We start from the raw sequence: 23,716 nt of genomic DNA, 5'->3' as shown, positions 1-23,716 counted from the left end.
AGGAATGAGTCTGTCGGTGGCTAGCCTTTACACTTGACCTTCCCGTTGAAAAAAGTTTTGTTGCTTCCTGACACTATAAAAGTCGGGCTATCCCTCCGATTAGTTGCAATGACTTTTCGATGGATTGCCTTCTTAGCGTCTAAATCGAGTTAGGGTAATGTTCGGATGCGATGAATTTTGAAAAACCCGCAGAAAACGAAGCTAATAAAAAACAGGTCAATCATAGTGGAATCTGACCATAATCAACCTGGTTTTTGTATCGGTATAGCGCTATTTAGGTTAACAATTCAAGCCTTATCGTACCTACAAACGTCTTCAAGAAATCTTTATACGGGTATTACATGAGTTAGATGTGTTATTGGTTGAATGATGGGTTTATTCGTCACCCACCCCGTCCAAAAAAGAGAACCTTGAAAGGCACGAAGCCTATCAAGGTCTAATAATATTAAATACTAATATTTTACATCAAATAAAGTCACTTCATTTGAGATAACCATGACAAAACTTTCAGGAGGTATCGCATCCATAATTTCTATGGAGACGATAGAATCTCCCACTCGTAAGACTGCATATCCATCTTTTTCCACTGATTCTAAAAAACCAGTAAGAAATACAGACTCCTTTTCCATCCCAATAGAGAATTTATTTTCGTCACATAGCTTCAAGTTAGTTCCTAATACAAATGTCTCACCGATTTCGATTTCAGCAAAATATTCCTTTCCTTCTTCGGGTAAGTCACCATCCCAATTAGCTGTGGCATTTCCGTATTCTGTTGAAAAACTCACTGTTGAGTTTTCACAAAATTCATTTAGTTTCTCGACTTTTATTTTCAAGCTGTTTAATCCCTCCATTAATTATTTCGCTGTAAAGTATTAGTTACTGTCATGGTGTCATTTACAGCGTCATAAGTCCATATCTCTTTATGATAAAGATATTTTGGTGTTCTCATCCCTCGCCGGTTTGCAGGTATAGCTCTTCCCGTGACTTAACTCAAATGTCCATTTCCGCTTCCTGAGATTCAACCAAATCGTCCCTTCCGCCCGGAGCCCAATGGTCCTCCGATCCCGGAAGTTCGTCGAACCAGGCGGCCTCCGGCGGGCAATGGAGCAGCATCAGCTTGCCGTAATGGCCGTCACGGGACTGGTGATATTTCAAGAACGCCTTGCCGTGCTCGATGGCCAGGATTTCGATCTTGCCGGAGGCATGGCTCATGACCAGCCTCACCCGTTTGCCCAGGCCAGACGTTCTCGCCTTGGCCTCCTCGGTCAGGCGGTACGCCCGCTCCAGCGGGACGACGAAATCCCGGTTGCCGGCGACCGGCCGGTTAATGAAGAAATAATAAGGGGCGATTCCTTCCCAGGACAGGCGGTCCAGCAGCTCGCCCAGCACCGCTGCGTCGTCGTTGATGCCGCGCAGAATCGGCGTCTGGTTCATCACAACGGCGCCAGCCTCCTGCATCGCCCGGAAAGCGCGAATCGCTTCGGCCGTCAGCTCGCGGGGATGATCGACATGCGCCATCAGGTAAATGCGCCGGCTGGGCGTGCTGTACCGGCGGATTCCGTTCAGCAGCTCCTCGTCCTCATAGATGCGCATCGGCTGAAACACCGGCAGCTTGGAGCCCAGACGGATGATGCGCACATGAGGGATGTCCGCCAGTTTATCCAGAATCTGAAGCAGCCTTTCCGAGGACAGCATCAGGCTGTCGCCGCCGGTCAGCAGGACATTGCTGATCTCGGGATGTTCGGCGATATAGGCAAGCCCCGGCTCCGGATGGGTCTCCGCTTCCTGTCCGTTCCGCTGGAACAGCCGCTTGCGGAAGCAGTACCGGCAATAGGCGGAGCAGGTCTCGGACACGACGAGCAAGGCGGTCGCCCCGTACTTGTGCTGGCAACCGGGTACGACGTAGTTCGCCTCCTCGCCGGATGCGTCGAGGCAGCCGTATTCCGCCAGCTCGCCCTCATTCGGAACCACCAACCGGCGGATTGGGTCCGCCGGGTTCTCCCAATCGATCAAGTTCAGGTAATAGGCATTCGCTCGAAACGCATAACGGTCCGCCACCGGAGCCAGCTTGCGAATTTCCTCCTCCGGCAAATACTTGCGAAGCTTGTCCAACCGAAGCATGTAATCGGCTTTCGCCATGGATCGTTCCTCCTCACGTGGGCGTGATGCGCCTGCTGCGCCTGCGTGGATCTCCGATCCGTTCCGGCCTCCTTTCCCGCATGGAATGGCGTTAAGGGACAACGAAGAGACAGCCGTAACTCAGCCAGAAGGGCCGATGCAAACAGAAAAAGACCCTTCATAAGAGGGTCTTTTCGCATGCGGTCTCGATTAGGAGTATGGACCCATCTACTGCTGACGAGGTTAGCTGACGGGCTCGGGATGGATGGTTCCCTATGCCGGTAATCGGCAATTCGCCCCAAAGACTTGGTTCCCCCGCATTCCGGCCGTTGCCGGAAATTAAGCGCATTTCTATTGTAACCGGATTCACAAGACCCGGCAATCCTTCTTTCGATTTTTTTGTCCCCGCCCATGGCTTTAGGCAGGGTTCCTTAAACGTTGCACGCTTGTTGTCCGGCCATAAGGCCACATAAAAGCAAACAGCCCTCCGCCGAAGCGAAGGGCTGCGATTCAATTGCGGGGGCAGGATTTGAACCTGCGGCCTTCGGGTTATGAGCCCGACGAGCTACCGGGCTGCTCCACCCCGCGTCAACTCTTATAGAATACCATACTCGATTGACGAAATCAACACTTTATTTCTCTGCAACCAAGCTTTTCTCTGCGGAAGAAGCCACGGTTATGACGGTTTTACAGAACGGCCAATTTCTGTTATCCTGCGGAGGCGAAACCGAAAGACAGAAGATTCAAGGAGGCGGGCCATGACGCAGCGGCGGCAGATTGTCGTAGCCATGAAAGGAATCATACGCTCCCCGAAAGGGCTCTTGGTCGTCCAAAGAACCCCCAAGGACGAAGTCGGAGCCGGAACGTGGGAATGGCCCGGCGGCAAGCTGGAATTCGGCGAGACCCTGGTGGAAGGGCTCCGCCGGGAGATCGAGGAAGAAACCGGCTTGACCGTCACCATAGGCGAGTTGCTGTACGCGACGACTTTTTTCACCGGTCCCGAGCGGCAGTTGGTGCTACTGACATACGAAGCTTTTCACCAGGGCGGTGAAGTTCGGTTGTCCGAAGAGCACACGGATTGGAAGTGGGTACAGCCGGATGAGCTTCCCGGAATCCTTCCGGCGGAGATCCATCACGAGATGGTCCGATATGGGGTTTATGAGAAATGGAAGCCATGAAGAGCCGTCGGCGGCAGCGCCGACGGTTTTTTTTATGCAGCGTTGCGGCGAAAATGTTCAGAATTTGTTCAGTCTTGCCCTTACTCAGAACCTCCCCTACGGGGCAGGCTTCGCCTGAACAATGATCCGGTGCGTGGCCGTATCCATCGGATCGCAGGTGATCAGGGTGATGATGCGATCCTTGCCGTTGCCTTCCAGCACCGACAAATCGGTCGGCAGCACCCGCACCACCCGGAAGACCCGGTATTCCTCGGCCTGTCCCTTTCGCTCCAGCTCCAGGGCATCCCCGACCTCCAACTCGTTCAGCCGGTTGAACAGCCGGCCCTTCGTAAAGGCCCGATGGGCCGCGATGGCGGCATTGCCGATCTCGCCGAAGGGAGAGGTCTCGCTCATATGAGCCGCCCCCACCTTCATATTGGCCTTGGTCGCCCCTTCCAGTACCGGAAGCTCGAGCTCGATCTTGGGAATGCGGAGAATGGCGATCGCCCCCTTGATTGCTTTCGCTTTCGCAGGCGTAGGGTCGGGCTCGGCAGAGGGCGCCGGGCTGCCTTCCTCTCCCGCCCCCTGAGCGAACAATTGGGACAACTGCTCATAATCGGCTTCCCGCGATGGCGGATCTTCCGCATCCGCCATCGCCGCTCTCGCCTCTTCCAGCAATTGATGCTGCCGGTAGTCATCCGCCCATTCCCTTGCCTTCGGCCAGATCATGAGGATAAGACCCGCGATGACGAGCAGATACGCAAACTTTTTCCACATGGGCATCCTCCTCCCGCAACCGTTCAGCCGTTTGCCTATACTTTACTATGAATCCAGGCGTCATACCACCTGGCGATCTTGCCGTCCGGCGCAATGCCCAGCTCTTCCTTCATCAGGTCGGCCCAATCCCGGTAGTGGCTGATGACCAGCGAGCGTTCTCCCATACTGGCGTAGGTGCGAAGCATGCCCAGATGCCCCTCCTCGGAAAAGGGCTGGAGCTCCAGCACCCGCCGGTACACCACGGCGGCCTGCAGGAGTTTGCGGTTGTGAACCAAAAAGGCTCCAACGAGAAGGGCCTTGCCGAGCCATAGGGCGAGCAGCCGCTGCCGTTCGTTCTCGGCCCACAGATAGCCGCTCGTGCCCAGATAGTCTCCTTCGTACCGGTTGAGCAGTTGAACCGCCGCCGCCCAGTTGGATTCGTCGATCGGGCCCAACCGCTGGATGTCGCTCTCCCAGGCTTCCGCATCGACCTCGATCCCGTTAAGCACCAGCATATACCCATCCCCCCGGCTCACGCTGCGAATTTCCGCCGGCACCTGAGCCTGCTTCAGGCTTCGCCTCACCTGATAGATCGTCGTGTACAGGTGGGCCGAGGCTTTCTTGGGATCGGACTCGGGCCAAAGCAGTTCGATCAAGCGCTCCTTCGATACCTGCTGTTTCCGGTAATGAAGGAGGTACGCGAACAGCTCCTGTCCCTTCGAGGTCCGCCAGCGAACCCGCTCCTCCGAGGCCTCTTGGGTGTCCACGCGCAGCGATCCAAAGCAGCGGATGGCAATCCCGGGCGGAGGCGGCGTCTCCTCGCCGGTTTCGGCACAGGCTTCCCGCAGCCGGTCCACCGTCTTGGCCAATCTTCGGCGGTCAAGCGGTTTTAGCAGATAATCGAGCGCGTTCAGCTCGAAGGCTTCTATGGCAAACCGGTCATAGGCCGTGACAAACACGATCTCCGCATCCGCATCGGTCTGCTGGATACGGTCGGCCGTCTGTAAGCCGTCCAGACCGGGCATGTCAATGTCGAGGAAAATGACATCGGGCCGAAGCTCCCGCAGCTCCGACAGCGCTTGAATCGGATTGGTGAAGGTTGCCTCTATTTCGATGTCGCCCCATTCCTTCAGCGAGCGTTCCAACTGAAGCAAGGCCAGTTTTTCATCGTCGATCAGTACGGCCCGTATCATTCCTGTCTCTCCTTCCGGCTTGATCGTCCAAGAGATGCGCCACTGCCGCCCAACTTACCCACGCTAAGCGAGTCATCCCGGCGGCTGAGGTGTAAAATAAGGAAAACGCGCTTTCTAAAGGCAGCGCGCAAAGGAGGCATTCCCATGCAGGACCATGAGATGGTGCGAGAAGGAAACGGATTTGTCGTTCGAGAGGGCGAAGAGGTGATCGCGGAGGTTACCTTCCGCCCCAGCGGCGACGCCACGCTGGTGCTGGACCATACGTTTGTAGACCCGCGTCTGCGCGGTCAGGGCATCGCCGAGAAGCTGGTCAAACGGGTGGTGGAATTGGCCCGGGAGGAGGGCAAGAAAATCATTCCCGCCTGCTCCTATGCGGACGCCCAATTCCGCCGCCATTCGGAATATCACGATGTCTGGGAGCGCTGAACGGCTTCCGGACGCTTATCCTTGACCAGCACGAGCAGAAGCGTTCCGATGAGCCCGCACAGCGAAGCACCGGATAAAATCACGGAGTAAGGCACGGTTCCGACCAGGCTCGTGCTGAGCAGTGGGCCGATCGTGCCGCGGATGCCGAACAGCATCAGATGGATGCTGAACACGTTCGCTTCCCGCCCGGGGGCGATCTTGAAGACGAAGGCCAACACGCCGATATCCCAGATGGCATCGGCGATGCCTTGAATGCCGCTCGCGGCGATCACCGAGCCGAAGCTCGGGACAAGCCCGTACAGCAGCGGGACGAGGATGACGGCGCCCAGGCCGTACACCAGCGTCCGCTTGGGCGGAAACCGATCGAGCGCCCAGCCGCTGAGGTAATAAGATATCAGCAGGAAGGCGTAATACACGAGCCGGGCCACGCCGATCTGGCTGTTGGTCAGCTCCAGCTCCTGTACCTGAATTTTCTGGTACAGCGGATTCGCCAGAATGTTGCCGAACCCGGCAAAGGTGGTCGCGGCAAAGAAGACCATCAGCGGCCGGTTTCCCTTAAGCATGGCGAACCGTTCCCGCCACCCGGACTGAGGCTCGGCCACCGCCGGAACGGGCGGCGCTTCCACCCCGTCCTCATTGCGGACGCCGCGGAAAATGAGGAGCGACAGCGCCCCGGCGATTGCGGCTGCAAGCAGCGCGGGCCGCGGGCCCGCGTGATCCGTCCACCTGCCGATGATCAGCGCCATGGGCATCATCAGCACGCTCATTCCGACGCGCACCAGCCCGAGCAGCTTGCCGCGCTGGCGGGCCGGGTAGATTCGCGTGAGCAGAGCAGCATAGGCGGGCGATTGCATGCCCATGAGCAGTTGAAAGACGAGCGCCGTCGCTACATATACGGCAGGCGCACCGAACAAGGCGGGCAGGATGATGAGCAGCCGCCCGATCAGGTTGGGCAGGAAGAAGAACCGGCGCGGTCCGAACCGTTCGATCCACCCCGTCCAAAGCGGGGAAAACAACAAGCCAATGGCGGGAGAAGCCGACAAGAGCCCGATCTCCAGATCGGAGGCTCCTTGCCGGATGGCCATCGGCATATAAAACTGGTTGTAGACGATATTGAACAGGCTGAAGACGAGCGTGGCGAGAAAATCGAGCCGAAAATTATTCCAAGCCGTATCGCCGACGACCAGTCCGAGGCGGGTTCTTAAGCCGGATTTCATCGGGAGGTTCCTCTTTCATCTAGGGGCTACGGATAAGGATACAATGTTTTGACCGGCGGCGGAAGCGAAAGTTTTTCGCCCGTCATGTTAAAAAAAGCGGGCCAACCGGAAGATTCCGGCTGGCCCGCCTTTTCTGATGCGGACTTCGTTTAGTATCCGAGCGCCTTGCGAGCGTCGGCCCATTTCTTGTTCAGACCATCGAACGCCTTCTGCAGGTCGGCGGCCTTGATCAGCTCTTGCTCAACAGCGCCGGTGCTGACGGCGATTTCCGCCTTGTTGGCGATTTCGTTGAACTTCGGATCGGTTGCGGTGCTTTCGATGAAGTTCGGATTGTAGGACTTGAATTCGGTCATCTGAGCTACATTGGATTCCTTGTCCTTGTAGACCGGCAGGAAGCCCGAGTAGTCGGCATAGCCGGATTCCTTGACGAAGAATTCAACCCAAGCCGTAGCGAGTTCCTTGTTCTTGCTGTCTTTGCTTACGCCGATGAAGTAGTCGCCGCCCAGCGGTACATTGTACTTGCCGCTGTTGTCGTACGGAAGCGGGAAGAACCCGATGTCTTCGGAAGCGGCGCCGGCGGTGATGACCTGCGGGATGACCCAGTTGCCGAGGAAGTACATCGCGGCTTTGCCGGAAGCGACTTCACCCTTGGACATTTCCCAGTTGTTCGTGGAAAGGTCTTTTTCCGTCCAGCCCTTTTGTACGAACGTGCGGGCAATGGTCATCAGCTTGCCGTAGGGGCCGTCAACCGTAAACGGCGTATCGGTCTTAACCAGCGTATCGGTGTACTTGGCGTCGCCCGCTACATACCAGTAGGAGTTCTGGCCCCAGTTGGTCATCGGCCATTGCGCGCCGTAGTTCATGTACAGCGGAATGATGTTCTTGTCCTTCAGCTTCTGAGCGTCGGCATACAGTTCGTCGAGCGTGGTCGGAACCTTGTCGATGCCGGCTGCGGCGAAGGCTTTCTTGTTGTACACGATCCCTTGGGTGTTAACGCCGGTCGCGATCCCGTAACGCTTGCCGTCCAGCTCGCGGACGTCGGCGAAGTACGCGTTTTCAAACAGCGCCTCCGGAAGGGCTTCGTAGTATTTGGGCAGTTCGCTCGTCGGCATGCCGCCGTCCAGCATGTTGACGTCGCCGGCTTCGCCGGTGGTCAGGCGGACTTTGATATCCGTCGCATAGTTGGTCAGGCCTTCGAATTCGATCTGGGCCTTCGGGTATTTTTCCTTGAACTTCTTGGCATACGAGTCAAGGGTACCGTCGTTGACCATGTCGGTGCGGTGGGTCAATACCTTGATCTTGCCGCTGAGATCGCTCGCAGGAGCCGTGGATGCGCTAGGAGCGGTCGATCCGCTAGGAGCGGATGCGGACGGTGAAGCCGATTCCGAGGAATTGTTGGAGCCGCAGGCCGCCAGAAGCGACACCATCATCACGGACGCCATACCTACCCCAATGGTTTTTTTATTCATTCCTTGTTCAACCCCCAAACATGGATTTTGCGCTTTTTTTGAAAAGCGCTTTGAATTCGCTTTCATGGATCAGTATAAGCGTTTACAAAGCGAAGAAAAATGGTTTTCGTTTGTTTTTCTTGTTATCAATTATGCTAACTTCATTTGTTGTTAGCACCGCCGACGGTCTTAGTATGAACCAATAAAAACGCCCTTATCCACCAACTGGCGGATAAGGGCGTTTGGCCGAACCGGGTTACATTTTGACGGCGCCGCTCGTGACTCCCGAGAAGATGAACTTCTGCAGGAAGAGGAAGATCAGTACGGTCGGGATGAAGATCAGCAGAATCCCCGCCGAAATGACGTTGACCTGGGCCGCATTCGGTCCGACGAAGGAGTAGATCGCCGTCGAGACCACCCGCAGCTTTTGGCTGGGCATGTAGAGGTACGGGGTGTAAAAGTCGTTGTAGATCGAGATGGTCTTCAGGATGACCAGCGTCGCCGTCGCCGGAGCGAGCAGCGGGAAGATGATCGACCGGTAGATCTTGAACAGGGACGCGCCTTCCATCATCGCGCTCTCGTCCAGGTCCTTCGGGATGCTGTTGATGAACTGCAGGTAGATGACAATCTGCAGCACATCGGCGCCCAGGTACAGGAGAATCGGTGCCCCCATCGTGTTGTAGAGGCCGAAGAACTTGATGATGCTGAACGTGGAGACCTGGGTGGTGATGGTCGGAATCAGCTGTGCGCCGAGATAGAGCCCCATGATCGGCCCCCGCAGCTTGAACTTAAAGCGGCCGAGCGCATAAGCGACCATGGTACCGAACAGGATGTTGCCGGCGAGCGAGATCAGCAGGATGACGAGCGTGTTGCCGAAGCTCGGAATGAGCTTGCCGATCTTCAGAACCTTGGTGAAGTTGGCGAAGTTGCCGAAATTCTTCGGCAGAGCCATGCCGGACTGATAATACTCCACCTGCGTTTTGAAGGCGCCGATGATAACGGAGTAGATCGGGAAGAAAACGATGAACGCCGCGGCGATCAGCAGCAAGTATTTAAGGGTCGTGACGACCTTGGATTGTTTGACCTCCATCTTAATCTTCTCCTCCCGGCAGTAATTTGCGCTGGATCATGATGACAATGAGGACGATCAGCATGAGGACGACACCCATCGCGGAGGCGAGTCCCGCCTTCTGGAACTTGAAGGCCATATCGACCGTCTGGATGACGAAGGTCGATGTCCCGTTCGCCCCAAGCATCATGACGTAAGGAATTTCGAATGCCGCCAGCGCACCGGTCAAGGTGAGGATCAATTGCAGCTGGAGGACGCTCTTGATGCTCGGCAGCGTCAGGTACCGGAACTGCTGCCATGAGTTTGCTCCGTCGATCCGCGCCGATTCGTACATATCGCCGGGGATGGATTGCAGCGCGCCGATGAAGATGATCATGCTGAGGCCCATGAACTTCCACATCGAGATAAAGGCGAGCGAGAAGTTAACGAGATGCGAATTGCCGAGCCACGATTGCTGCAAGGTATCCAGCCCGATGGCCCCGAGGAAGATATTGAGCGAACCGTATTCCATATGATAGACGTTCTTGAACATGATAACGGTTGCTACGCTGTGCAGCACATACGGAAGGAACAGAATCGCCCGGAACACGTTCTTTCCCTTCAGTTTGCCGCTCAATATGACGGCGAAGAAAAGCGCCAGGGCGGTTTGGATGAGACCCCCGACAAAATAGTATGCGTTTACTTTAAATGCCGAGAAGATATCCGGCCTGGTGAAGATTTCTTTGTAGTTGTCGAACCCGACCCAGTGCATGTTCCAGCCGACGCCCGTCCAGTCGGTGAAACTGTAATACACGAGGGATAGTGCCGGGAGGTACGACAGCACGAGCAGCAAGGCGACCGGGATGATAAGAAAACCAACCAGGATCACGGTACGCTGTGCTTTGTAGCTGAGATTGAACATGATTTAACCCCGCTTTCGTTGACATACTGAACCCAATGAGCGAAAAAAAAGACCTTCCCTGCGGGGAAAGCCCGATAACGCTTTCACGTTTATTATAAGTTGTTTTACAGCATATTATAATGGATTTTGTTTGTTTTCTTTGTCTTCAATTAAGCTAACAAACGCGAAAACAAGTTCACCGGTCAAATCCGGACGCGGTCGCGGTACTCCTTCGGTGTGAGTCCGGCGATCTTCTTGAACACTTTGTTAAAATATGCCGGGTCCGCGTAGCCGACTCTTTCCCCCACCTCATAGGTCTTCAGACTGAGCTCGGTCGCGAGCAGCCGTTTCGCCTGCTCGATTCTTAGCGAGATAATCAGATCGGTAATCGTCTCGCCGGTCTTGACCCGGAATAGCTTGCTCAGGTAGCTGGGGGTCAAAAAAACCAGCTCCGCCAGCTTGCTGAGCTCAATCTCCTCCGTGTAATGCTCCTGGATGTATCCTTTGACCGTCTCGATGATCCGATTGTCCTGCTGAAGCTCGCTCAGCAGCTTGGTCTGCTCCTGCACAAATTGCAGCAGCGCCCGTCCAAATTCATGCCAATCGGCGTAGCCCGCCGGATAAATGGCCTCGGTCTCCTCCTCCTGGGAGAAGCCCCGCTCCGCCTTCTCATCCCGAACCAGCGTCTGCAGGAGCGCGCTGTGCTCATTCAGCAGCGTCCAGGGCAAATGGGTCTGCCCCGCTTCGTGAATCCAGGTCTTGATCGCCGCCTCCGCCCGCTCGCTGTCCAGCGTATGAAGAGCGGAGCGAAAATCCCGGTCGATCAGCCGATGCAGTGTGCTGCTGGCCTCATCGGCGCGCTTCGCCAGCTTGTCCGCCGAGGCCAGCACCCGGATGCCCTCCTCGTACCAGGCGTAGTGCAGAGCGGTCAATGCCTCGTGGTAGCTCTCGTTCAGGGCGAGCGGGCTGGAATAGATGCCGCTTGTGCCCGCCCGGACATGCACATTGACGGGCAGGTTGGCGAGGAGGCCGGCGCCCAGTGACCGGATCGTCTCCGTGTTGTCGTCGGGGCGAATGGACACCAGCAGCACCGTCTCGTTCAGCTCCCAGGACAGCACACGGGTCTCCCGGTTGAGGCCGGAGCTCCAACTGCGAATGCGCTCCTGGATGCGATCGGCGGACGCACGCAGAACGAAACAGGCGTAATAGTCGCGGAAGAGCGGATGCTCGGTCAGCGCCGCTTCCGCTTCCGCCTTGAGCGCATCGGTCAGCTTATCCGGCCCGTTGATCGCAAGCAGCCGAATGTAATCGTCCTTGGCGGTAATCTGCTGCGACCGCTCCCGAATCCGCTTCAACCGCACCCGCTCCAGCAGGGCGTTCAGCTCGTCGGTATCCACCGGCTTGAGCAGGTATTCTTCCACCCCGAGCCGGATGGCCTGGCGGGCGTAATCGAACTCGCTGAAGCCGCTGATGATCGCGATCGAGACCGAGGGCTTTCGCTCGCGGATCCGCTCGATCAGACGAAGCCCGTCCATTTGCGGCATCTTGATATCGGTCACGACCAGATCGGGCTCTTCTTCCTCCAGATGCTCCAAAAGCTCCAGCGCGTTCTCGTAGATTCCTATGACGCGGAACTCGTCGCCGGACAGCTCAATCAACTTGGCCAGCCCGAGGCGGATCCGCTCTTCGTCGTCCACAACCATGATGTTCAACATTGCTGTCATCTCTCCTCAACCGCTCGAATCCTCGTAGGGCAGGCGAATCGTTACCCTCGTTCCTTGCCCGACGACGCTGTCAATCGACAGCCCATACCGGCTGCCGTAGCGCAGCCGGATTCGCTCATGCACGTTGCGCATTCCGATCCCCTTGCGCTTGCCGTCTTCCGTATCCACTCCGTCCAGAGACTCCCGGAGCTCCGCCAAGGTTGCTTCGCTCATGCCGACGCCGCTGTCGGTGATGGTGAACACGGCGTCGTCTCCTTCCCGCTCATAGCCGATGACGATCGCCATCTTCGAGTTCTGATTATCCTGTCCGTGATTGATCGAGTTCTCGACAATCGGCTGGAACATCAGCTTGATCACCCGGACCCGTGACAGGTCGTCGGCGGGAAGCGTCAGTTCGAACCGGTTGTTGCCGTACCGGTAGTTGAGCAGCCCCACATACATCTCCAGGTGCTCCCACTCCTGCGTCACCGGGACCGTCTCCATGCCCTGGTGGATGCTGTAGCGAAGCAGCTTCCCGAGCAGCCGGGACATATCCGCCACCTCGGTGTCGTCGTGGAGGACGGCGGTCATGCGGATCGATTCCAAGGTATTATAAATGAAGTGCGGATTAATCTGATGCTGGAGCGATTCCAGCTCGACCTTCTTCTTGCGCTGCTCCATCCGGTGAATTTCCTCGATCAATTGTCCGACCCGTTGAATCATCCGGTTGAAGGCCATGCCGACCATACCGGTTTCATCGCGGCGCCGGACGGGAAACATGACGTTCAGGTTGCCCCGCTGGACCTCCTTCATCTTGCCGACGAGCGACCGCAGGGGCCGGTTCAGCGCATAGATGAGGATGATCGAGATCAGCATGGCGAAGGAGACGAAGCCGGTGCCGGCGACCAGCGTGTTGCGGCGGATGCGGTCGGCCTCCGCCATGAGCTGCTTCTGGGGAATGCTGATGAAGATTCGCCAACCGGTTTCCGGCGACTTGCGGTAGATGATGAGCTCCTTCTGACCGTTGACCGTCGTATGGAAGCTTCCTTCGGAGCCGGGCTTCTGCGTCCAGGCCTCGCGTTCGCCCAGATTTTGCGTCAGGTATTGCTTTTGGCTGTCGTAGATGACCCGGTTCTGCTCGTCCAGAATCAGCGTCGTGCCGTGGGTGGTCAGGTCCAGGTCCTTGACGATATTCTCGATCACGCTGATATTGGCATCAATGGCGATCATGCCGATCGGCGAGAAGGAGGTGTCGATGATCTGCCGAACGACGGTAAAGACGATCCGCTTGCGGTTGATCGCATCGGATACTTCCTGCGTGCTGGTGAGCCTCGGGGCTCCGTTGGCCGTCTCCGCCATCCGCTTCCAGTCCGGGTAGGCCTTGGCCAGGTCGCTGCGGGGAATGCTGTTTTTCATTACATAGTAAGGATTCCCATGCAGATCGAACAGATAAACCGTATTGGTGCCGGTCTTAAGGTTGGTGATGAAATAGATGCTGTTCTCGATCTGCACCTGCATATCCAGCCGTCTGCGCTCCATGTCGGTGAGCACGCTGTTGCTCATCCCGGTGTCCAGCCCAGCGCCCGGATTGAGGGTCCCGGCCTGCTTCTGATCGCCGTAAAACTCGTTCGATTGGCGCAGCCCCGATTGAATGGCGTCCAGGTAGGAGGGAATGATCGAAATCTTCTTCATATCCTCGATGTAGTCGTCCAGCTTGTCCAGCATCTTGATGGCAATCTGGGAGGTGTACGAGACGGTGTTCGTTTCAATCGACCGGGAATAGCGTTCGGCCGAAAGCTGGGTCACGATGCCGATCGGAATGATCAGCAGCACCAGGAACACGACAAACATCTTGGCTTCCATGCGCCAATCGGGCCAATAAAGCCAGCGTAAAAACCGGTTGTTGCGCCATCCCATGAACTAGCTCTCCCTTAGCAGATTCGGACCGGGTTCGATTTTTTCCTGTATCCCTTATCGTAGCCGATTCAATCGGGGGCCGCAAGACGATCCTCTTGCCAGCAGCCCCAGCACGTCCGCTACATAGACTGAAATTAACCTAGCGGGGTATTGGCTTATCCCATCGAGCATCGAAAAAAGCCTTGATCCGGAAAGAATCTCCGGACCAAGGCCGTGATGGGTTGAGGCTTAACGGAATGAACCGCTTATTTCGCCTTGCGGTATTCGAATACCTTCTTGTTCTGTTCCAGGTTGAAGTTGAGCACGTCGTCGTAGCCGAGTCCCTTGGCTTTGTCGATCATGTCCTTCTTCAACTTATCGAACTCGGCTTGATCCTTCGCAAAGATCATCTTCCAGGAGTATTCCTTGATGACCGTCGCCACTTGACCACGCTTCTGCTCCAGGTCATCCGGATACGTGGCCGGCGCCGTGCCGGTAAAGATCGCCTTCTGAATCGCCAGCTTGTTGTTCTTCTCCAGATAGTCCTTGGCCGACGTGGCGTTCATCGCCTTGGTCCAGCTTTCGTCGACCTTGTTGGACGGCTTGGCCAGCTGAGACGACCACAGCTGATAGTCGTACGGTTCGCCGGTCTCGGGATTGACGGCCGTGAACTTGAAGCTGTTCGTCAATTGGTTGCGGCCGTCCTTCCAGTTGCCGCCTCCGAACTCATTCGGAATCGGCGTATCGTTGGCCGGAAGCGCCTGCTCGCCGAGCGCGGTCAATACCGGCTTGCCGTCCTTCAGCTCATAGACCATGCCTTCGGGGCCATAGTTCGAGGTCATGTAGCCTTCCGGCGAATACATCCAATCGATGAATTCCATTACGCGCTCCGGATACTTCGTCTTGGAGCCGATCGACCAGAAACGGTCGCCGCCGTAAGGGTTAAAGCCATTGGAGAAGTCGCGTTCTTCCGAGAACGGAACGAGCTCGAAGCCCTTGCCCGCGGCAAGCCGTTCCGGCGTGCTGTAGACATCGTCCTGCCAGGAGAACATGGAGAACAGGATTTGGCCGTCCTTCATCTTGTTCGAGGCGTCTTCGAACTTCTGCGTGAGGGAGTCGGGATCGACGAGACCCATCTGGTTGGCGTCAAAGTAAAGCTTCAAGGCGCGCAGGTAGAGGCCGCCTTCGTCGAGAATCCCCTGAGCCTCGTCCTTGTCGGCGGATACGAGCGTGAAGCCGCCGGGGTTGAAGCCGTCGCCTTCTTCATAGCCGTTCAGAATCGCCCAGGCTTTGGCATGCATCATCATGTTGCCGTCCCAGTCTCCCCACAGGGAGAAGGCGTAGGTCGGGCGTCCGGAATCGCTCTTCGGTTGGGCTTCCTGCATCTTCTTCAGAACCGGCAGGTAATCTTCCATCGTCTTGATCTCGGGGCTGCCGATCTGCTGGTACAGATCCCAGCGCAGGTTCGGATGCGCATTCAGCTCCTTCGCTTCGGAAGGGCCTTCCTGCTCCGGACCAACATCGATGCCGATTCCGTAGATGCTCTGACCGCCGCCGTAGTTGACCTTATTCTTCTCCAGCGCCTTCGGGGCGTACTTCTGCAGGTTCTTGCCGTATTTCTCCAGCAGGCCATCCTTGGTCCAGTCGAGGAGCATACCCGCTTTGATCGCATCCTGCCACTTCTGGTCGGCTCCGCCGAAGATGACGATGTCGCCGAGGTTGCCCGACGCCATCTGGGCGCTGAATTTGGCGTCGGCGCCTTCCAGCTGCGGAGACATGATATTCAGCTTAATGTTGAACTTGTCCTTCACCACTTTGGCGAACCAGCCGGGCTGTTCGCCGCTGAAGTTGGACGTCAGCGAGAACACGTCCAGGGTGATTTCCGGGCGTGCGGGCGCTTCGGAGCCTGTGGCCGCCCCGGCCGAAGCCGAAGGAGAGGAGGAAGCCTCGTCCTTGCCGGAATTACAAGCCGCCAGCGAAGTCATGAGCGCCAGGGAAAGAACCGTCATTGCCGCTTTTTTCATCTTTGCCACGCGTGTGTTGCCTCCCTTTTTTTCATAAGTCATTAAATGAGTTGCCAAAGCCCGATAGCCGAACTGCGTTCCGTAGCGGTCCCGGCCTCACCTCCTTGAAATGGCGCAGGGTCACCCCTTTACGGAGCCAATCAGAATCCCCTTGACAAAGTACCGCTGGAAGAACGGATACACGCACAGGATCGGCAGCACAACGATCATCGACACGGTGGTGCGGATCGAGTTCGGAGTCTGCATGTTCGTCAGATCGACGTTCGCCGTCCCCTGGGAACGGATAATGGCGGCGAGCGAGTTGGATTCGTTCAAATATTTCAGCAGCACGTATTGCAGGGTGTGATACTTCGGCTTCGTCATCAGGAATACCGTATCCATGAACGAGTTCCATTGGCCGACGGCGGCAAAGATGGCGGTCGTCGCCGCAATGGGCGTCACCAGCGGGAAGACGATCCGGGTAAACAGGGTCCAGATGCCCGCCCCGTCCAGCTCCGCGCTCTCCTCCAGGGCGCCCGGCAGGGATTCGATAAACGTCTTGATGAGAATGACATAGAACGGCGAGATGATCGCAGGCAGGATATAAGCCAGGAAATTATTCGTCATATGCAGGTTCATCATGATGATGTACCACGGAATGATCCCGGCGTTGAAATACATCGTCACGACGACAAACCGGTACCAGAAGGTTCTCCCCCACATCTTCCGCTTCGTAAACAGGTAGGCGAGAAAGGCGGAGCCCAGGACGGTCAGCACCGTTCCGATCACCGTTCTCGCTACGGATACGCCGGCAGCGTTGGCCAGGCCCTTAATCTCCAGCACCTTCGTATAATTGGAGAAATGAAGCCCCTTCGGGTACCACGTCACGAGCCCGCGGGCGCTCAGATCGTTGTTGCTGATCGTTTGGATGAACAAGTAGTAAAAGGGGAAGACGCAAAGCAGGGTGAAGAGCGCGAAAAACAGATGGTTCAGGACTTCAAAGAGACGGTCGCCGACACTGCGTTTCTCAACCATGTGGAGCCCCCATTCCTTTCCGTTTAGATGATCGATTCTCCGCGCACGATCTTGGACAATCGGTTGGCGATGAACAGCAGGGTGACGCTGACCAGGGATTTCAACATGCTGATCGCCGTGGCGAAGGAGAAGTTGGCCCCAAGCAAGCCGACATTATAGACGTACAGGTCCAGGACCTCGATCGTATTCTTGTTGATCGGATTCTGGAAGACATAATACTGGTCGAGCCCGTTGTTGATGAAATTGCCGATGGACAGCAGCAGCAGAACGAAGTAAGTCGGCATGACGCCGGGTACGGTGATGTGCCACATCAGCCGGAAGCGTCCCGCGCCGTCGACGCGGGCGGCGTCGTACAGCTCCTGGTCGATGGACGTGATCGCGGCAATGTACATGATCGCGCTCCAGCCGAGCCCCTTCCATAGCCCCCATAAGGTCATCTTCAGCCAGATGTGGTTGCCGGAGGCAAGGTAGTTGACGCCCTTCTCCTGGAAGCCCAACTGGATCATCAGGTGATTGACCAGGCCGCTGTCCACCGAGAACAGCATGAAGGCGATGCTGAACACCAGAACCCAACTGATGAAGTTCGGCAAGGTCGTCAGGATTTGAACCGCTTTCTTAAATTTGGTGGACTTGATCTCCGTCAGCAGGATCGCGAAGATGACGGGAAAAATGGAAGTGGCGATCCCGAGGAAGCTCATCCCCATCGTGTTCTTCAGGACGCGGAGGACTTCCTTCGATTGGGTCGGATTCGATACGATCGAGCGGAACCACTTCAACCCGACGAAATCCGAGGACCACAGAGAATAACCGGGACGGACATTGAAGAAAGCGTAGACCCATCCGTACAGCGGCAAATAACTGAACAGAAACACAAGCGCAAGGAGCGGCAGCGCAAACAAGAAGAGCCGGTACCGCTCAGGAATGTGAACGCCTTTGGCGCGTGCGGGCTGCAGCCGGGTATCGACAGCCGGTTTCATGGTATTCCCCCTTTTTTGTTACCGATAACAATTTTGTCTGGCAGGTCTCCAGTGGTTCATGATAAAATTCTCATAACTGGCATCATCACCCGAACCTGGATAAGCGTTCGGTTAAATCGCCTCTTTCCTGCAATCGCTTCCACAATGCCATTGTTCTCGTCTTCTGCTTCGCACCAGCCGGCTGTTTCTAAGTTATTTTACCGATTCGGCCATCGGGCGGCCTTCACAAATTAGTCATCGAGTAGCACAAATCGGACAACCCCTTAGGACCCTTGGAATGGAAGGAGACCGTCATGCGGAATAAGGTGTATCTGGAATGGTTTACGCTTGATGATTCATTCCCCTTTTTTATCCAGTATGGCGGTCACGAAGACGATACGAACCTGCATATCCATGCGGACTTTTCCGAGCTGGTCATCGTCCTGAGCGGATCGGCCACACATAGCGTGAATGCCGAGGAAACCTTCGTCAAGAAGGGAGACGTCTTCGTCATCAAGGGCGCCACCCCGCATGGGTACCGGAACCCGCAGCGCTTTAAGATCTGCAACATCATGTACAAAACCGGACTGCTGCACTCCTTCGGCAGCGATCTGAACCGCTCGATCGGCTATCAGGCACTGTTCGTGATCGAGCCCGCCTATCGCGAGGAGCTGCCTTTTAAGAGCCGGCTCAGCTTGGATTTGACCAGCCTGGAATTCGTCAGCGCCCACGTCTCCGCTTTGGTCCGGGAATACGAGGAGAAGGAACAAGCCTTCAAGACCATGGTGTCGGCCGGCTTCCTGCAATTGATCGTGTACCTGTCCCGCCGCTATGAGAAGCAGAACGGCGGCAGCGAAAGCCGCCTGATACACCTGGCCCGGGTCGTCTCCTACCTGGAGGATCACTACCTCGAACCGCTGTCCATCGAGAAGCTCGCCGCCGAGTCGCAAATCTCGGTCCGCCATCTGAACCGGCTCTTCAAGTCGCATTACCAGATCACTCCGCTGGAATACGTTCAGAAGCTCCGCCTCGAGCATGCGAGCGAATTATTGAAGCGAACGAATCTGCCGGTCACTCTGCTCTCTTATGAAAGCGGGTTTAACGACAGCAACTATTTCACCCGTCAGTTCACCAAGCAGTTCGGGATGGCTCCCACCTTCTATCGCCGCCTCCATCAAGACAATCCCTAGCAAACGAAGAAGCCAACCGGAAGCCCGGTTGGCCTGTTTGTCTAGGAATCGGTGATCTCCGTCCCGCTCAGCGCGGAAGGGGCTCTCATTCAAAGGGATAAGTCAGCTTCCAGTCCGCGCGAATCCGGTCCAGCGTCCGCATGATGTCGACCGTCTCCGCGAGCGGCATCGCCTCATGCTGGCGCTTGCCTGCGCGCAGACAAGCCATAGCCGCCTCCGCTTCGAACGCATATCCGTCCGCCTCCCGGTCGTCCGTGAACACGGCCGGGTCTTCTCCATCCGCATACAGCTCCGCCGTCCGGGCATTCAGGAAGCCGGACAGGTGAATGCGGCCCTTCGTGCCGACGATCCAGGCTTCGTTGCCGATCGGCAGCCGCACCGCCGCGTTCAGTTGGGCCGTCTTGCCGTCTCCATAGTCGAACAGCAGGCTGAACTGCTCGTCCACTCCGGTCTCGCCGATCCGGACGTTGCTTGCGATCCGCTTCGGCTGTTCGCCGAAGACAAAGGAGGCGAAGGAAATCGGATAGATGCCGGCATCGAGCAGCGTCCCGCCGCCGAGCTGCGGATTCAGCAGCCGGCCCTCGGGATTCCAGCCTGCGTCAAACCCGAAGTCGGCCTTGACGAGCCGTACCTCGCCGATCCTTCCTTCGTCGAGCCACTCGCGCACCTTACGGATCGGCGGCAGGAAACGCGTCCACATCGCTTCCATCAGGAAGACGCCGTGTTCCTCGGCGGCCCTCGCCGCTTCCTCCGCTTCCGCGGCCGTCATCGTGAACGGCTTCTCGCACAGCACGGCTTTGCCTGCGTTCAGGCACAACAGCAGATCCGCCTTATGGGCGGGATGAATCGTGCCGATATAGACGATATCGATCTCCGGGTCCATAGCCAGCTCCGCGTAGCTGCCGTATGCCCGGGGAATCCCGTGCTCCTCCGCGAACGCTTGCGCTTTGTCGAGCGACCGCGCGGCCACCGCCGCCAGCTCCGCCCCTTCCGCAAAGGCCAAATCGCGGGCAAACTTGCCGGAGATCCAGCCTGCGCCCAGTATTCCCCATTTAATGATTTTTCCGTCCATTTGGTTGTCCTCCCTCTCTTGCCGGTTTGGCATCATTATAACGGATGACCCGAAGCGATGCGAGGCTTGCCCCACAGCCGTCCATTTGTAACACAATTGAAATACTGCTGTTACGTCCGGTTAACAAGGCGGGGTTAGAATAACTAACAAGACCCCCTTTTTTCAATACATTCCGTGCCCGCCCCGTTGGCGGGCATCTTTTTTTTGCGCGGCAGCTGCCGATGCGGCGGCGGAACCCAATCCGTTTCGCCCCTTCTTTCCGGGCGACGGCGCTATTTGTGGAACACAAACCCTTCCAGTTCGCAAAGCGTCCTTCCCTCGAAGAACTGTCCGAAATATCCGCTGTACCCATCCTCGAACACGAAGAACAGCGAATGTCTGCCGGTGACCGCCTTAACTGCCGCATGGAGGACAGCATCGTCCGGACCGATGCTGCAAGAGCCGATGACTTCGCCGCACTCGGGGTCATCCAGGACAAGCTTCAAGTTCCCTTTGTTTCCGCATCCCCGGAGCTTGGCCGTAAAGTCCATGGTTTTGCTGGAGTAGTCGACTCCGAAGTCATAATACTTGAATCCGATGACGCATCCGCTCGTAATCTGGACGACAGCTCGATCGATGGCATTTTTCTCCGTAATAAAGCAACCGCCCGTCAAGACACAGGCCAGATCCGCCGGGGTGAACCGGTAAGGAGAGAGCGATTGATCGAAGCCTAACGAAGTCATCTCCACTTGCGGAATGCTTCCATCCGGAAGAATCTCAATCCGCTCCACGCAGCCCCGTCTCGACATGACCGTGTTATTGGTCATTCGGTGATAGAAGATATACCATTGTCCGTCGATCTCACAGATGGAGCCGTGGTTGTTGCCGCCGGGGTAATCGACCCCATTATCGACAATCGTGCCGCGGTATGTGAAGGGCCCGACGGGAGAATCGCTCGTCGCATAATCGAGCCGACTGCCCATTTTGGGCGAATAAATCAAGTAGTACGTCTCCCCCACCTTTCGAGGCGAGCAGGCTTCAAAAAAGCCGAACGGTTCCTCGACGGGAAGAATATCCGGCCGAAAAGAACCCGGTATCACTTCGGCCATATTCTCCGGCCGAATTTCCGCCATATAGGAACTGAGGTATCCGCAGTAGATATAAACCCTGCCGTCGTCATCGACCAGGACGCCGGGATCGATAAATTGTCTCTCCTCCAGAATGGGCGCAGCGCCTTCCGGTACCCGATAGGTGGAGATCAGCTTAAAGGGCCCCTCGGGCCTGTCGCTTACCGCCACACAACCCTCCGATCCGACGATATAGGCATAGAGATAATACTTCCCGTCCTTTTCGACCACATCAGGTGCGTATAGCTCGCGGTCCGTCCAAGGCGTGTCGCTATCGTGGTCCCGGTCGGCGCGCGTATGGAAGCTGTCGCCATGGCAGGTCCAGTTGTTCAGGTCGTGAATATCGGCCGACCATACCTTTAAGGTATAATCGCAGAACCGGTCCGACCCCGCCAAGTCATGCGAGCCGTATACATAAACCCGATCGCCGAATACCCGCGGCTCTCCGTCAGGAATATACTCCCAGTTGGGCAAATAAGGATTTGGCATCTTGCTGATTCCCTCCATTGGTTATATTGGCGGCCATCCGGGCATGCCGAGCAATCGCCGTACGTTCAGTCTATTGCGATGCCGCCTTTGGCTCCTTGATTTTATGGACTCCCCTATAGCATGATATAGACATAACGTCATTTCGCCTGTGAGAAGGGAACCGGTCATGCACTACGTCTACCTGGATTGGTTTACGAAAGATGAACAATTCCCCTTCTTCATACAATACGGCGGACACGACGACGATTTGTTCCCGCATCGGCATTTTGAATTTTCCGAGCTCGTGATCGTGCTGAGCGGCAACGCCACCCATATCGTCAACGGCGAAACGTATTTTATCAAGAAGGGGAACGTATTTGTCGTCAGCGGAGAAGCCGTCCATGCGTACAAAGACCCCCATGAATTCAAAATCTGCAATATTATGTACAAGCCCGAAATCCTGCGCTCCATCGGCCCGGACCTTCGAGTCTCCAACGGCTATCAGGCCCTGTTCGTGATCGAACCGTTTTATCGCAATCTGCATCCGTACGCCAGCATGCTGAATCTTCCCCTCTCCGATCTGGACTACGTCTCCTCCCTCATCTCGGTCATGATCGACGAGTATACCGCAAAGCAACAAGGGTATCAGACGATGCTGCTTTCCCGGTTTATGGAGCTTGTCGTCTACCTGTCCAGGCAATACGACAGCCAAGAGAAAAGCATGCCCGGCAACTTGATGCATTTGGCGAATGCCGTTTCGTTTATTGAAGATCATTACCTCGAACCGATCACTTTAGAAGGTATCGCCGCCCATTCCACGATCTCCGTCCGGCACTTGAATCGGATTTTTCAATCGTATTATCAGACGACGCCCATGTCCTATCTGATCCGGCTGCGTCTGGACCGCGCCGGCGTTTTATTGAAGCAGACCAAGCTTCCGATCACGGCGATTTCCTACCAATGCGGATTCAACGACAGCAATTACTTCACCCGGCAGTTCTCCAAGGTGTTCGGGCTGTCTCCGAAGGCTTACAGGCTGAACCGGTAAGGAGGTGCCCGAGATGCCCAAGTCCAAGCGGCTGCTGGAGCTGATGATGACGGTCAACCGCAAGCGCCGGTTCAAGGTGCGGGAGCTGGCCGACGAGTTTGGCGTATCGAAGCGCACCATCCTGCGGGATCTGCAGGAGCTGAGCGAGCTTGGAGTCCCGCTCTATTCGGAGCCCGGTCCGCACGGAGGCTATCAGGTGCTGCGGGAACGGGTGCTGCCGCCCATCGCGTTCACCGAGGAGGAAGCGGCTGCCGTCTTCTTCGCCGTGCATGCCCTGCGCCACTATTCCTCGCTGCCCTTCACGGCGGAATCGGCCGCTGCCCTGTCCAAATTCTATCTGCACCTGCCCGGCGACATGCGGGATCGCCTTGACCGGATGAAGGAGCGGGTCGACTTTCTGGTTCCGGCACGCGGCGCCGAAGCGCCGTTCCTGCCCCTGCTGCTGGACGCCGCCGTTCGGGGCAAGGTACTCGCCGTCACTTACGTCAGCAAGGGAGGACCGTCGGGTCGGATGATTCAACCCATCCGCCTGTACGCAAGCAACGGGTTCTGGTATTGTCACGCCTACTGCTTCCTGCGCAAAGGCCTCCGCGTGTTCCGCTGCGACCGCATCATGGATGCTGCGGAGGATGCCTCCGGTACGGAGCCGATTGCAGCGGACGACGATCGGCTCCGTAGCCGCAAAGCGGACGAAGGGGAATCCTCGCTCCTCTTAAAGGCCGAGCTTACCCCGGCAGGGATGGCCCGCTGCGAGAGCGAGCCGTGGCTCGCGCCCCTTCTCCGCCGGAATCCGGACGGCAGCGGCACGCTTGCCATGGAGATGGCCCGCAGCGACATCCCTTTCTTTGCCGAGTGGTTTCTCGTGCTCGGCAGAGAGGCGGTTCTCCTCGGACCGGACGAGCTGAAGCAAGCGATCCGGCAGCGGCTCGGCGAGCTCGCCGTCCGATTCCAATGACAAAAAGCCGGGCTTAGCCC

General features: G+C 56.7%; 20 protein-coding genes, 1 tRNA gene and 1 riboswitch. Of the genes, 5 read left to right on the top strand and 16 right to left on the bottom strand.

What is annotated here, in order from left to right; all coding sequences use genetic code 11:
* Positions 1–452 precede the first annotated feature (452 nt).
* The 3 genes from ACSEXS_RS15955 to ACSEXS_RS15945 form a co-directional block, all read right to left on the bottom strand.
* Entirely contained in the window at positions 453–833 is a 381-nt protein-coding gene (locus ACSEXS_RS15955) for a hypothetical protein (protein ID WP_438434228.1), read from the bottom strand.
* 157 nt (positions 834–990) lie between these two features.
* Complete coding sequence (locus ACSEXS_RS15950) at positions 991–2,139, bottom strand: KamA family radical SAM protein (protein WP_438434227.1); 1,149 nt, start codon at positions 2,137–2,139, stop codon at positions 991–993.
* 196 nt (positions 2,140–2,335) lie between these two features.
* Positions 2,336–2,474, bottom strand: a riboswitch (cyclic di-AMP (ydaO/yuaA leader).
* 158 nt (positions 2,475–2,632) lie between these two features.
* Positions 2,633–2,706, bottom strand: a tRNA-Met gene (locus tag ACSEXS_RS15945).
* A gap of 170 nt (positions 2,707–2,876) precedes the next feature.
* Between ACSEXS_RS15945 and ACSEXS_RS15940 the strand changes: the two genes are divergently transcribed.
* Positions 2,877–3,296, top strand: a complete 420-nt coding sequence (locus ACSEXS_RS15940) for an NUDIX hydrolase (protein ID WP_438434226.1) — start codon at positions 2,877–2,879, stop codon at positions 3,294–3,296.
* Positions 3,297–3,392: 96 nt separating this feature from the next.
* Here the strand turns inward: ACSEXS_RS15940 and ACSEXS_RS15935 are convergent, their stop codons facing one another.
* Positions 3,393–4,052, bottom strand: a complete 660-nt coding sequence (locus tag ACSEXS_RS15935) for a class D sortase (protein WP_438434225.1) — start codon at positions 4,050–4,052, stop codon at positions 3,393–3,395.
* Positions 4,053–4,087: 35 nt separating this feature from the next.
* Positions 4,088–5,224: a response regulator gene (locus ACSEXS_RS15930; protein ID WP_438434224.1), complete on the bottom strand. Its 1,137-nt coding sequence runs from the start codon at positions 5,222–5,224 to the stop codon at positions 4,088–4,090.
* Positions 5,225–5,368: 144 nt separating this feature from the next.
* On the opposite strand from ACSEXS_RS15930, the gene ACSEXS_RS15925 reads away from it, so the two are divergent.
* Entirely contained in the window at positions 5,369–5,650 is a 282-nt protein-coding gene (locus ACSEXS_RS15925; protein ID WP_438434223.1) for a GNAT family N-acetyltransferase, read from the top strand.
* Here the strand turns inward: ACSEXS_RS15925 and ACSEXS_RS15920 are convergent.
* From ACSEXS_RS15920 to ACSEXS_RS15880, 9 genes are all read right to left on the bottom strand, one after another.
* Complete coding sequence (locus ACSEXS_RS15920; RefSeq protein WP_438434222.1) at positions 5,629–6,867, bottom strand: MFS transporter; 1,239 nt, start codon at positions 6,865–6,867, stop codon at positions 5,629–5,631. The two genes, ACSEXS_RS15925 and ACSEXS_RS15920, sit on opposite strands and share 22 nt — an antisense overlap.
* 149 nt (positions 6,868–7,016) lie before the next feature.
* Positions 7,017–8,336 (bottom strand): ABC transporter substrate-binding protein, encoded by a 1,320-nt coding sequence (locus ACSEXS_RS15915; RefSeq protein WP_438434221.1) that lies wholly within the window; start codon positions 8,334–8,336, stop codon positions 7,017–7,019.
* A 235-nt stretch (positions 8,337–8,571) separates the two neighbouring features.
* On the bottom strand, positions 8,572–9,405 hold the full coding sequence (locus tag ACSEXS_RS15910) for a carbohydrate ABC transporter permease (RefSeq protein ID WP_438434220.1): 834 nt from the start codon (positions 9,403–9,405) through the stop codon (positions 8,572–8,574).
* 1 nt (position 9,406) lies between these two features.
* Positions 9,407–10,285 (bottom strand): carbohydrate ABC transporter permease, encoded by an 879-nt coding sequence (locus ACSEXS_RS15905; RefSeq protein WP_438434219.1) that lies wholly within the window; start codon positions 10,283–10,285, stop codon positions 9,407–9,409.
* A 182-nt stretch (positions 10,286–10,467) separates the two neighbouring features.
* Positions 10,468–11,979 carry a response regulator gene (locus ACSEXS_RS15900; RefSeq protein WP_438434218.1) on the bottom strand — a complete coding sequence of 504 codons (1,512 nt, stop codon included), beginning with the start codon at positions 11,977–11,979 and terminating at the stop codon, positions 10,468–10,470.
* 15 nt (positions 11,980–11,994) lie between these two features.
* Positions 11,995–13,884, bottom strand: a complete 1,890-nt coding sequence (locus tag ACSEXS_RS15895) for a sensor histidine kinase (RefSeq protein WP_438434217.1) — start codon at positions 13,882–13,884, stop codon at positions 11,995–11,997.
* A gap of 245 nt (positions 13,885–14,129) precedes the next feature.
* The gene (locus ACSEXS_RS15890; RefSeq protein ID WP_438434426.1) at positions 14,130–15,887 is read right to left on the bottom strand and encodes an extracellular solute-binding protein; all 1,758 of its coding nucleotides are present in this window, start codon (positions 15,885–15,887) and stop codon (positions 14,130–14,132) included.
* 120 nt (positions 15,888–16,007) lie between these two features.
* Entirely contained in the window at positions 16,008–16,901 is an 894-nt protein-coding gene (locus ACSEXS_RS15885) for a carbohydrate ABC transporter permease (protein ID WP_438434216.1), read from the bottom strand.
* A 23-nt stretch (positions 16,902–16,924) separates the two neighbouring features.
* The gene (locus tag ACSEXS_RS15880) at positions 16,925–17,878 is read right to left on the bottom strand and encodes an ABC transporter permease (RefSeq protein ID WP_438434215.1); all 954 of its coding nucleotides are present in this window, start codon (positions 17,876–17,878) and stop codon (positions 16,925–16,927) included.
* 293 nt (positions 17,879–18,171) lie between these two features.
* Between ACSEXS_RS15880 and ACSEXS_RS15875 the strand changes: the two genes are divergently transcribed.
* A complete protein-coding gene (locus ACSEXS_RS15875) occupies positions 18,172–19,047 on the top strand; it encodes a helix-turn-helix domain-containing protein (RefSeq protein ID WP_438434214.1) in 876 nt (291 codons plus the stop codon).
* Positions 19,048–19,132: 85 nt separating this feature from the next.
* On the opposite strand, the gene ACSEXS_RS15870 is transcribed toward ACSEXS_RS15875, so the two are convergent.
* Together ACSEXS_RS15870 and ACSEXS_RS15865 are read right to left on the bottom strand one after the other, a co-directional pair.
* The gene (locus ACSEXS_RS15870) at positions 19,133–20,119 is read right to left on the bottom strand and encodes a Gfo/Idh/MocA family protein (RefSeq protein WP_438434213.1); all 987 of its coding nucleotides are present in this window, start codon (positions 20,117–20,119) and stop codon (positions 19,133–19,135) included.
* Positions 20,120–20,391: 272 nt separating this feature from the next.
* Positions 20,392–21,714, bottom strand: a complete 1,323-nt coding sequence (locus ACSEXS_RS15865) for a family 43 glycosylhydrolase (protein ID WP_438434212.1) — start codon at positions 21,712–21,714, stop codon at positions 20,392–20,394.
* 166 nt (positions 21,715–21,880) lie between these two features.
* Between ACSEXS_RS15865 and ACSEXS_RS15860 the strand changes: the two genes are divergently transcribed.
* Together ACSEXS_RS15860 and ACSEXS_RS15855 are read left to right on the top strand one after the other, a co-directional pair.
* Complete coding sequence (locus ACSEXS_RS15860) at positions 21,881–22,741, top strand: helix-turn-helix domain-containing protein (protein ID WP_438434211.1); 861 nt, start codon at positions 21,881–21,883, stop codon at positions 22,739–22,741.
* A 13-nt stretch (positions 22,742–22,754) separates the two neighbouring features.
* On the top strand, positions 22,755–23,696 hold the full coding sequence (locus ACSEXS_RS15855) for a helix-turn-helix transcriptional regulator (protein ID WP_438434210.1): 942 nt from the start codon (positions 22,755–22,757) through the stop codon (positions 23,694–23,696).
* Positions 23,697–23,716: the final 20 nt, after the last annotated feature.

It is taken from the genome of Gorillibacterium terrae (genome assembly GCF_051594785.1).
Classification (GTDB): domain Bacteria; phylum Bacillota; class Bacilli; order Paenibacillales; family NBRC-103111; genus Gorillibacterium.
The sequence above is the reverse complement of the archived record's forward strand: the minus strand, read 5'-3'. Positions and strand labels throughout refer to the sequence as shown.